Below are 9,715 nucleotides of genomic sequence, written 5' to 3' on the forward strand. Positions count from 1 at the left end.
GCGGGTCAGCCGTCGATGCTCGCGCCCAGGGACGCGTTGACCAGTCCGCCGTCGACCGTCACGGTTTCCCCGACCAGATAATCCCCGGCCCGGCTGGCCAGATAGATCGCCGCACCGGCCATGTCCTCCGCGACCCCGATGCGCTTGGCAGGGATCGCCTGCGCCACCGTACCGCCATGGTCGCGCGCGGCCTTGTTCATGTCGCTGGGGAAGGCGCCGGGAGCGATCGAGGTGACGTGAATCCGGTCGCGCACCAGCCGCGCCGCCATCCGCCGGGTGAGGTGGATCAGCGCCGCCTTGGATGCCTGGTAGCTGTAGGTCTCCCAGGCATTGAGGCGTTGGCCGTCGATCGAGGTGATGTTGATGACCTTGGCCGGGCGCTCCGCGCTGCCGCCCGCCTTGAGCAGGTCGTGCAATGCCTGCGTCAGGAAGAAGGGCGACTTGACGTTCAGGTCCATGACCTTGTCCCAGCCCTTTTCCGGGAAGCTCTCGAACGGCTCGCCCCAGGCTGCCCCGGCATTGTTGACCAGGATGTCGAGCTGCTGCTCGCGTGCGGCTAGATCGGCGGCGAGGGCGCGGCAGCCCTCAACCGTGGAGACATCATGCGGCAGCGGAATGGCGTTCGGCCCCAGCGCGGCGGCGGTCGCTTCGCAGGCGTCGGCCCGCCGCGACGACACATAGACCTTGGCGCCCGAGGCAACGAATCCCTCGGCGATCATCCGCCCGATCCCGCGTGAGCCCCCGGTGACCAGCGCCACCCGGCCGTCGAGGCGAAACAGCGAAGCTACGTCCATGCCAAACTCCCTCTCCCCATCGGGGAGAGGACCGGGGAGAGGGGCAGTCTCTTCCTCCGGCCCTGTGGTTCGTGTGTCCGACTGCCCCTCTCCCAACCCTCTCCCCCGAAGGGGAGAGGGCCTTGATTATCCGCCGCGCTTGAGTGTTTCGCGGGCGATGATCAGCTGCTGGATCTGGCTGGTGCCCTCGTAGATCCGGAACAGCCGCACGTCGCGGTACAGCCGCTCGATCCCGTAATCGGCGATGTAGCCGGCGCCGCCGAAGATCTGCACCGCGCGATCGGCCACTCGGCCGACCATCTCGCTGGCGAAATATTTGGCGGCCGCAGCCTCCATCGTCGTGTTCGCGCCTGCGTCCTTTGACGCCGCCGTTTCCAGCACCAGTGCGCGGGCAGCGAGCGCCTCGGTCTTCGAATCCGCCAGCATCGCCTGGATCAGCTGGTGCTCGGCGATCGGCTTGCCGAATTGCTTGCGCTCGCTGGCATAGGCGACGCAGTCGGCGATCAGCCGCTCCGCGACGCCGACGCACACCGCCGCGATGTGCAGCCTTCCGCGATCCAGCACCTGCATGGCGATGCGGAAGCCTTCGCCCTCTTCGCCGAGCCGGTTTTCCACCGGCACCGGCACATCGTCGAAGAGCACATCGGCGACGCGCGCGCCCTTTTGCCCCATCTTCTTCTCGGGCTCGCCGATCGAAACGCCGGGCAGGTCGCGCGGCACCAGAAAGGCCGAGACACCCCGCCCGCCCGGTTCCTCGCCGGTGCGTGCCATCACGGTGAACAGCTGTGCCTTGTCGGCATTGGTGATGTAACGCTTGGTGCCGCTCAGCCGGTACACGTCGCCGTCGCGCACCGCGCGGGTTTTCACCGATCCGGAGTCCGAGCCGACATCGGGCTCGGTCAGCGCGAAGCTGGTGATGATGTCGCCCCGCGCGATCTTGGGCAGCCACTGTGCCTTCTGCTCAGGCGTACCGGCAATCACCAGCCCTTGGCTGCCGATGCCGACATTGGTGCCGAAGGCCGAGCGAAAGGCCGGCGTGGTGCGCCCCAGCTCGATCGCCACGCGCGCTTCCTCCGCCATGGTCAGGCCCAGCCCGCCATGTTCCTCGGCGATCGACAGACCGAACAGGCCGAGCGCCTTCATCTCTTCGACGATCGCGTCCGGAATCGCATCGGCGGCTTCCACCTGCGCCTCCAGCGGGCGGAGCCGTTCGACGACGAAGCGACGGACCGTGTCGATCAGCGCGTCGAACAGCTCGGGTTCGAGGGCCATGGCCATCCTCTCGGTTCTAATTATCGGCAGGTATAACGGCTGGGTGGCGTCCTGCAACCCATACCCGATCTTCCAAAGTGTTTCGTTTGCGGCAGGTGCGCGGCGTCTGTATCGGGGTGGCTGATGGAGAATGGATTGATGGCTGGTCGCAACGCCGAAACCCCGCCCGTACCGCCGAGCCGGCGCGTGGCGACGCCGACGATGCTCGCCTATGGCTTCGGCGCCGCGGCGTACGGCGTGAAGGACTTCTGCTTCGTCACCTTCCTGCTGCTGTTCTACAACCAGGTGGTGGGGCTGCCCGCCGCGCAGGTCGGCTTCGTGATCATGTGCGCGCTGCTGTTCGACGCGTTCGTCGATCCGGCGATCGGCATGCTCTCGGACCGGACGCGGAGCCGCTGGGGGCGGCGCCATCCCTGGATGTACGCGGCCTGGCTGCCGATCGCCGTGGGGTGGCTGTTCCTGTGGAACCCACCCGCGTGGAGCCAGAATGCGCTGCTCGGCTGGCTGTTCGTCTCCGCTGTGGTGGTGCGCACCGCCGTCTCCGCCTTCGAGGTGCCGTCGCAGGCGCTGAGCCCGGAGCTCTCCTCCGACTATGAGGAGCGGACGCGGATCATGGCCTATCGCTTTCTGTTCGGCTGGGGTGGGGGCATGGCGATGCTGATGCTCTCCTATGGCTGGTTCCTTGCCGAGCGGAGCGGCCAGCCGCACGGCCAGTTCGACCGCGCCGGCTATCCGGGCTTCGCCATCGGCGGAGCGGCGCTGATGGTGGTCGCGATCCTCGGCTCGGCCTTGGGCACGCACCGCGAGATCAAGAACCTGCCGCCGGTGGAGATCGAGCCCCAGCCGCTGCGCCAGAGCATCGCCGAGCTGTTCGCCACGCTGCGCAACCCGGCCTTCCTGGTACTGATGACCGCGGCGCTCGCTTATTTCGTGGCACAGGGCATCAGCTTCTCGATGTCCAACTATCTCTACGCCCATGTCTGGCATTTCGGGAACCTCGCCTTCCAGCTGCTCGGCGCGACGTTGTTCCTCGGCGTCGTCCTCGCCTTCCTGATCGCACCGCGCATGGCCCGCTGGCTGGGCAAGCCGACCGCCGCGACCATCGCGCTGGTCGGCGCGGTGCTGCTGCTCGCCGCGCCCTATGTCCTCCGCCTCGTCGGGCTGTTCCCGGCGCCCGGCGATCCGCTGCTGTTGCCGGTGCTGTTCACCATCTTCACCGTCAACGCGACCTTCGCGGTCTCCTCCACCATGCTCGGCGCCTCGATGCTGGCGGACGTGGTCGAACACAGCGAGGTCGAGACCGGGCGGCGATCCGAGGGCGTGTTCTTTGCCGGCTTCTTCTTCGTTCAGAAATGCTCGAGCGGGCTCGGCATCTTCGCCACCGGCCTGATCCTCAGCCTCTCCGGCTTCCCGGACGGCGCCAAGCCGGGGACGGTGCCTGAGGCGGTGATCGACCGGTTCACCCTCATCTTCTGCGCCGTCTACCTCCTGCTCGGCGGCATCGCGGCGTTCTTCTATCGCCGCTTCCCCTTCGGCAAGGCGGAGCATGCCGCCCGGCTGGCGCAGCTCGGCGCGCGGGCCGACTGAACACGGGAAATGCCCGCCGGGCACGCGACCCGGCGGGCATCCTTTCCTCCCCAGGAAAGACGTCAGGCCACGCGGCCCAAACGGTGGTAGAGGTTGGAGAACTTCACCGATTCCGGCTTGTCCTTCACTGCCTGCAGATGGGCCCCGACGGCCTCGCGGAGCAGGCGGAAATCCTCGGTGGAAAAGACGGCGCGGCTGCGCTGCGGTTCGTTCGACATGACATACTCTCCTGGTTACGCGGCTTCACTGGTGAACTGGGCGGCTTCGGTGCTCTCGGCGAGCGCGGTGGTGGAGCTGGCGCCCCCCGCCACCGTCTGGGCGATCGCATCGAAATAGCCGGTGCCGACCTCGCGCTGGTGGCGCGTCGCGGTATAGCCATCGGCCTCCGCCGCGAATTCGGCCTGCTGCAGCTCCGAATAGGCCGCCATGCCGCGATCCCGATAGCCGCGCGCCAGTTCGTACATGCCGTAGTTGAGGCTGTGGAAGCCGGCGAGGGTGACGAACTGGAACTTGTACCCCATCGCCCCGATCTCGCGCTGGAAGCGGGCGATATCGTCCTTGTCCAGGTTCTTCTCCCAGTTGAAGCTGGGCGAGCAATTATAGGCCAGCATCTTGTTCGGATGCGCCTTCTTGATCGCCTCGGCGAAGCGGCGGGCGTCGTCGAGATTGGGCTTCGAGGTTTCCCACCACAGCAGGTCGGCATGCGGCGCGAACGCCAGCCCCCGCTGGATGCAATGGTCGACGCCCGTTCCTTCCTTCAGCCGGAAGAACCCCTCCGGGGTCCGCTCGCCGGTGAGGAACGGGTGGTCGCGTTCGTCCACATCCGAGGTGATCAGCCGCGCCGACTCCGCATCGGTGCGGGCGCAGATCACCGTGGGGACGCCGCACACATCCGCCGCCAGCCGCGCCGCATCCAAGTTGCGGATATGCGCCTGGGTGGGGATCAGCACCTTGCCGCCGAGATGGCCGCACTTCTTCTCGCTGGCGAGCTGGTCCTCGTAATGCACGCCTGCTGCACCCGCGGCGATATAGGACTTCATGATCTCGAAGCAGTTGAGCGGCCCGCCGAACCCGGCCTCGGCATCGGCGACGATCGGCGCGAACCAGTCGCGGGTCGCGCCGCCTTCCATATGCTCGATCTGGTCGGCGCGCTGGAGCGTCGCGTTGATCCGCCGCGCCAGCTCGGGCCCGGCATTGGCCGGGTAGAGCGACTGATCGGGGTACATCTGCCCGGCGGTGTTGGCATCGGCCGCGACCTGCCAGCCCGACAGATAGATCGCCTTCAATCCCGCGCGGACCATCTGCATCGCCTGGTTGCCTGACAGCGCGCCGAGCGCATGGACATAGTCCTCGGTGCGCAGCAGCTCCCACAGCTTGAGCGCGCCGCGGCGGGCCAGCGTATGCTCCACCGGCAGCGAGCCGCGCAGCCTGGCGACATCGGCGGCGGTGTAGGGGCGCTGGATGCCCTCGAACCGCCCGGCGGGGGCGGGGACGAGATCCTCGAAACCAAGTGACTGGGGCATTGTGAATTCCTTGACTGACTGGCTGAACCTTGTGTGGGTAAGTTTAGAAAGTTCAGGCATTCGGGGAATTCAACTTCGTCTTCGCACGGGGTGTAGGTGTGTGGTGGGTTGCGGGGCCTCTTCGTTGTGGTGTAAAGTATTTACAGACAGGTTGTTGTTCTGGGGCAAGAACGTATCAAGAACTTTTAGTGTGGGAAAGCCGGCGTGGGTTGGTGCTGACCTACGAGCCGTCATCCCGGCGGAAGCCGGGATCCATTGTCGCTCCGGCGCGGCAGGAGGGGGGACGGACAGGCGACTGGATCCCGGCTTTCGCCGGGATGACGGTGGAGGGCGCGTTCCCCTCCCGCTTGCGGGAGGGGCTAGGGGAGGGGATGGCGGGCTCGCGTGGGACGCCGTTCCAGCAGGTGTTGCCACGTCAGCCCCTCCCCCCGCCCCTCCCGCAAGCGGGAGGGGGGATAAGCGGAGGAAGGAGCAGGAGCATCCATGGCCGAACGCAAACTCTTCGCCGGGCACGCCATCCGGCGCCTCCGCTTCCAGCTCGGCGTCACCCAGGCGGCGATGGCGGAGGCGCTGGAGATTTCGGCCAGCTATCTCAACCTGGTCGAGCGCAACCAGCGGCCGATCTCCGCCGCGCTGATGCTCAAGCTGGCCGAGACCTATGACTTCGATCCCCGCCGCCTCGCCGCGGCCGAGCCCGGCGGCGGGGCCGAGGCGCTGCGGCGGCGGCTGGCGGACCCGCTGTTCGCCGACCTCGCCATAGATCGCCACCAGCTCGAGGAATGGCTGGCCGGCGCGCCCGACGGCGCCGAGGCCTTTGCTCGCGCCTATGACCGGATGGGCGGCGGCGGCGCCATGCCCGGCGCGAACGCCGCGCAGGATCCCGGCCCCCAGGTCCGCCGCGCGATCGAGCGCTGGCGCAACCATTTCGCCGATCTCGACGCCGCCGGCGAGGCGCTCGCCGACGAGCTGCGCATGGCCGGCGACTCCTATGGCGCGATGGCCGAGCGGCTGCGGGTGAAACACCAGCTCGCCGTGCGCATCCTGCCCGCCGAGGTGATGGTCGATACGCTCAAGCGGCTCGACCTCCATGCGCGGCAGCTGCAGCTCTCCGAGGCGCTCGATCCCAGCGCGCGCGCCTTTGCGCTGGCCGAGCAGCTGGCGGTGGAGGCGCGCGACGAGATCGAGGCGCTGGTCCGCGGCGCCGCGCTCGACCGGGTGGCCGCGCGGCTGTTCCGCCGCCACCTCACCGCCTATTTCGCCGCCGCGGTGACGATGCCCTATGCCCGCTTCCTGCGCGCGTGCGAGGCGAGCGGCTATGACCTGGAGCTGCTCCAGCGGCGCTTCGGCGCGAGCGCGGCGCAGGTGGCGCACCGGCTGACGACGCTGCAGCGGGTGGGCGCGCGGGGGCTGAGCTTCTTCCTGATGCGGTTCGATCGCGCGGGGCAGGTCTCGAAACGCTATGCCGGCGCCAGCGGATCGGCGCTGGTGGAGGCGGCGGTGCCGTGCCCCTTGTGGAACGCCTATGACGCCTTCGCGCGGACCGACGAGACAGCGGTGCAGCTGGTCGAGCTGGAGGACGGCGCGCGCGCCTTCACCATCGCGCGCTGCGTGCATCCGCACGGGGGAGCGCCCGGCGGCGTGCGCCCGCGCTTCGTGATCGCGCTGGGCCTGCCGGCGGCGGAGGCGGGGACGCTGGCGGCGGCGCGCGGCGTGGACCTGGCCGGCCGCGCCGCGCCGATCGGGCTGGGGTGCCGGGCGTGTACGCGCGTCGCGTGTCCGCAGCGCTCGGCGGCGCCTGCGGGGCGGGCGGCGGCGGGGAGCGAGCGGGAGCGCGGGGTTACGGCGTTTGGGTTTGCGGGGGATTGAGGCTTGAGGTGCCCGGTTGCGCGGCTAGTCTGCAGGGACGGGGGAGACGCGCATGGGGAAGATTGTCAGTATCGCGATGGCCGTGCTGTGCGGCGTGATCGTGCCCGGCGGCTTTCATGTCGGACCGCTCGACCGGCTGCCGCCGGAAGCGTATCTCGATCCGGTCGATCAGGAGATCGCCAGAACCGGTGTGGGGAAGCCCGGTCGGCCTTTTCCGTGCGCACGCGAGGTGAAGTTTAGCGACACCACGGTGGTGGAGAGTGGATCCACCGATAGGTGCGTTCGCATGGAGCAATCCCGTTTATGGCGCGGGCTTTGGCGCAACGAATTTGAAGGGCAGCGCTTCTGCCCAGAACCTGTCGCTGGCTGTTCGGATGCGGCGCAGGGCGAGCGGATTTGGTTCACGCAAGGTGCATTCATCGGTGAGGAGGGGGCCGTGTACGAGGTGACCTTCATCGGACGACGCACCCAGTATCGCGGCACCTATGGTCATCTTGGCATGTCCGATCATGAGGTGATCGTCGACCGCCCCCTGTCGATCCGGTTGGTGGAGGGGCCGCCGAGCCCGTAGCGTCCCTGGGGGCGGGCATGTGAGGCTGGGCCAGTTGACCCCAACGTGGGTTTGGGAGGCTCTACTCAGAACACCGTAACCACTTTCGCTGTAGAGAATTGGTGATTACGTTGTTCCCCGTCGCGATGGGCGGCGAGCTGGCAGCAGAAGGGAGGCAGCCGTGGAACCGGTAGAATATGTCTTCCGCATCGATGCGTTCACGCCGGAAACCATGCCCATGGCCCGGCTTGCGGAGTATCTGGGGGCGCTGGCGAAGCTGCTCGGGCATGCCGAGCACACGCACTTCGTGCGGCTAGAGGCTGGCAGCGCCAAGCTGGTGCATCAGGTCGATGCTGTTGATGCGCCCAAGGTCGAAACCCGCCTGAACGGCGTGCGCGTCGGCAATGCGCCTAAGGATGCGCTTCAGGCGCAGAAGGCCTTGGAAGAACTGCTGGTGAACGACAACGCTGTGGCGACCCTCACGCGGGCCGTCGACGGCGAGCTTGTTGTTCCGTTCGTCGGGCGTGATCGGCCGAAGCAGATTGTGCTTCCGGCCTTTCGGGAAAGCACGACCCTACAGGGGCAGATCGTGCGGATCGGCGGCAAGGACGAAACCGCCCATGCAGCTTTGCAGGATGGCGACACCTATCACGCCCACATTCACATGAAGCGGGCCTTGGCACGGCAGTTGGCGCCTTACCTCTATGGTCCTCCGGTCCGGCTGTATGGCAACGGCAAGTTCGAGCGGCAGGCAAACCGCGTCTGGGCGATGCTCGAATTCCGCGTGGATCGTTTTGAGGTGCTGGAGGATCGCTCGCTTGGCGAAGCACTCGCCGCGATCCGGAGTGTGGCGGGTAACGCGTTGATGGAGCCCGACGCGTATCGCGAGGTCACAAGGTTGCGAGCCGAAGGACATGACGATCAGTGATCGTCGTGATGGACAGCTCGGCGTTGACGTTGCTCGTCAATCCCAATGCCAGTCCGCCTGACGATCCTGCCACCGGCGCACCGTTGACGCATGCGCGCGAGCGGATTGAGCATCTGATCGAGAGCCTCGCGGACAGCAACACAATCATCGTGCCCACGCCCGTTCTCGCCGAAGTGCTGGTGCGCGCCGGTCCTGCCCTCCAGGCGGTGGTCGAGCAAATGGAGCGCTTCCCGCGCTTTCAGATCCGGCCGTTCGACAAGCTTGCCGCCGTCGAGACGGCGGTGATGACGATCGACGCCATTCGGGCCGGCGACAAGAAAGGCGGATCGGCGGCGCCGTGGCAGAAGGTGAAGATCGACCGGCAGATCATCGCCATCGCCCGCACGAACAATGCCGAGCGCATCTACTCCGACGACCAGGGGCTCGCGGCATTTGCGCGAGCCCAGGATATCGAGGTGGTGAGCAGCTGGGAACTCCCGCTGCCGGTGATTCAGACCGAGCTTTTCGACCGCGATGAGTGAAGCGGTGGAGGCCTACCCCTCCACCCCCAACTGCCAAAGCACGAACGCCATCTCGTCGGCATACTCCCGCAAACTCTCCCACCGCCCGGACTTGCCGCCATGGCCGGCGCCCATATTGGTCTTGAGCAGCAGGATATTGTCGTCGGTCTTGGTCGCGCGCAGGCGGGCGGCCCATTTGGCGGGCTCCCAATAGGTCACGCGCGGGTCGTTGAGGCCGCCCGAGATCAGCATCGGCGGGTACGCCTGTGCCCGCACATTGTCGTACGGGCTGTAGCTGCGGATCAGCTCGAACGCGGCCTTGTCCTCGATCGGGTTGCCCCATTCGGGCCACTCGCCGGGGGTGAGCGGCAGGCTCTCGTCGAGCATGGTGTTGAGCACGTCGACGAACGGCACGTCGGCGACGATGCCGGCAAACAGCTCCGGCGCGAGGTTGGCCACCGCCCCCATCAGCATGCCGCCGGCGCTGCCGCCATGCGCCACAATGCGGCCGGGCCCGGTGTAGCGCGCCTCGATCAGGGCGCGGGCGCAGGCGACGAAGTCCGTGAAGGTGTTGGGCTTCTTCTCGCGCTTGCCGTCGAGATACCAATTCCAGCCCTTCTCGGTGCCTCCCCGGACATGGGCGATGGCGTAGACGAAACCACGGTCGACGAGGCTTAGGAGATTGGTGCGGAAGG

Annotated in this window: 10 protein-coding genes; 5 read left to right on the top strand and 5 right to left on the bottom strand. The window is 67.4% G+C overall.

Features of this window, described 5'->3' with window-relative positions; translation table 11 throughout:
- Positions 1 to 5: 5 nt before the first annotated feature.
- Together QZ670_RS05640 and QZ670_RS05645 are read right to left on the bottom strand one after the other, a co-directional pair.
- The gene (locus QZ670_RS05640) at positions 6 to 794 is read right to left on the bottom strand and encodes an SDR family oxidoreductase (RefSeq protein WP_294252802.1); all 789 of its coding nucleotides are present in this window, start codon (positions 792 to 794) and stop codon (positions 6 to 8) included.
- A 126-nt stretch (positions 795 to 920) separates the two neighbouring features.
- Positions 921 to 2,066 carry an acyl-CoA dehydrogenase family protein gene (locus QZ670_RS05645; protein ID WP_294252803.1) on the bottom strand — a complete coding sequence of 382 codons (1,146 nt, stop codon included), beginning with the start codon at positions 2,064 to 2,066 and terminating at the stop codon, positions 921 to 923.
- Positions 2,067 to 2,204: 138 nt separating this feature from the next.
- Here QZ670_RS05645 and QZ670_RS05650 point away from each other — a divergent pair, with 138 nt between their 5' ends.
- Positions 2,205 to 3,653 carry an MFS transporter gene (locus tag QZ670_RS05650; RefSeq protein ID WP_294252804.1) on the top strand — a complete coding sequence of 483 codons (1,449 nt, stop codon included), beginning with the start codon at positions 2,205 to 2,207 and terminating at the stop codon, positions 3,651 to 3,653.
- A gap of 62 nt (positions 3,654 to 3,715) precedes the next feature.
- Here the strand turns inward: QZ670_RS05650 and QZ670_RS05655 are convergent, their stop codons facing one another.
- Together QZ670_RS05655 and aceA are read right to left on the bottom strand one after the other, a co-directional pair.
- Positions 3,716 to 3,871, bottom strand: a complete 156-nt coding sequence (locus tag QZ670_RS05655; RefSeq protein ID WP_019367690.1) for a hypothetical protein — start codon at positions 3,869 to 3,871, stop codon at positions 3,716 to 3,718.
- Between the two features lie 15 nt (positions 3,872 to 3,886).
- A complete protein-coding gene (gene aceA / locus QZ670_RS05660) occupies positions 3,887 to 5,176 on the bottom strand; it encodes an isocitrate lyase (protein ID WP_294252805.1) in 1,290 nt (429 codons plus the stop codon).
- Positions 5,177 to 5,659: 483 nt separating this feature from the next.
- Between aceA and QZ670_RS05665 the strand changes: the two genes are divergently transcribed.
- From QZ670_RS05665 to QZ670_RS05680, 4 genes are all read left to right on the top strand, one after another.
- Positions 5,660 to 7,042 (top strand): short-chain fatty acyl-CoA regulator family protein, encoded by a 1,383-nt coding sequence (locus QZ670_RS05665; protein ID WP_294252806.1) that lies wholly within the window; start codon positions 5,660 to 5,662, stop codon positions 7,040 to 7,042.
- Positions 7,043 to 7,094: 52 nt separating this feature from the next.
- Positions 7,095 to 7,613 (top strand): hypothetical protein, encoded by a 519-nt coding sequence (locus QZ670_RS05670; RefSeq protein WP_294252807.1) that lies wholly within the window; start codon positions 7,095 to 7,097, stop codon positions 7,611 to 7,613.
- A gap of 160 nt (positions 7,614 to 7,773) precedes the next feature.
- A complete protein-coding gene (locus QZ670_RS05675; protein ID WP_294252809.1) occupies positions 7,774 to 8,520 on the top strand; it encodes a hypothetical protein in 747 nt (248 codons plus the stop codon).
- Positions 8,517 to 9,041, top strand: a complete 525-nt coding sequence (locus tag QZ670_RS05680; RefSeq protein ID WP_294252811.1) for a hypothetical protein — start codon at positions 8,517 to 8,519, stop codon at positions 9,039 to 9,041. The genes QZ670_RS05675 and QZ670_RS05680 overlap by 4 nt, the downstream gene beginning before the upstream one ends.
- A gap of 12 nt (positions 9,042 to 9,053) precedes the next feature.
- On the opposite strand, the gene QZ670_RS05685 is transcribed toward QZ670_RS05680, so the two are convergent.
- On the bottom strand, positions 9,054 to 9,715 hold a 662-nt coding region (locus QZ670_RS05685; RefSeq protein ID WP_294252813.1), incomplete at its 5' end, for a prolyl oligopeptidase family serine peptidase.

The sequence above is a fragment of the uncultured Sphingomonas sp. genome, from assembly GCF_913774285.1.
Lineage (GTDB): Bacteria > Pseudomonadota > Alphaproteobacteria > Sphingomonadales > Sphingomonadaceae > Sphingomonas.

Excerpts from the sequence above, each read along its gene's own strand:
- aceA (WP_294252805.1), bottom strand. The coding sequence starts at position 5,176 with ATGCCCCAGTCACTTGGTTTCGAGGATCTCGTCCCCGCCCCCGCCGGG.
- QZ670_RS05655 (WP_019367690.1), bottom strand. The coding sequence starts at position 3,871 with ATGTCGAACGAACCGCAGCGCAGCCGCGCCGTCTTTTCCACCGAGGAT.
- QZ670_RS05670 (WP_294252807.1), top strand. The coding sequence starts at position 7,095 with ATGGGGAAGATTGTCAGTATCGCGATGGCCGTGCTGTGCGGCGTGATC.
- QZ670_RS05650 (WP_294252804.1), top strand. The coding sequence starts at position 2,205 with ATGGCTGGTCGCAACGCCGAAACCCCGCCCGTACCGCCGAGCCGGCGC.
- QZ670_RS05665 (WP_294252806.1), top strand. The coding sequence starts at position 5,660 with ATGGCCGAACGCAAACTCTTCGCCGGGCACGCCATCCGGCGCCTCCGC.
- QZ670_RS05640 (WP_294252802.1), bottom strand. The coding sequence starts at position 794 with ATGGACGTAGCTTCGCTGTTTCGCCTCGACGGCCGGGTGGCGCTGGTC.
- QZ670_RS05645 (WP_294252803.1), bottom strand. The coding sequence starts at position 2,066 with ATGGCCCTCGAACCCGAGCTGTTCGACGCGCTGATCGACACGGTCCGT.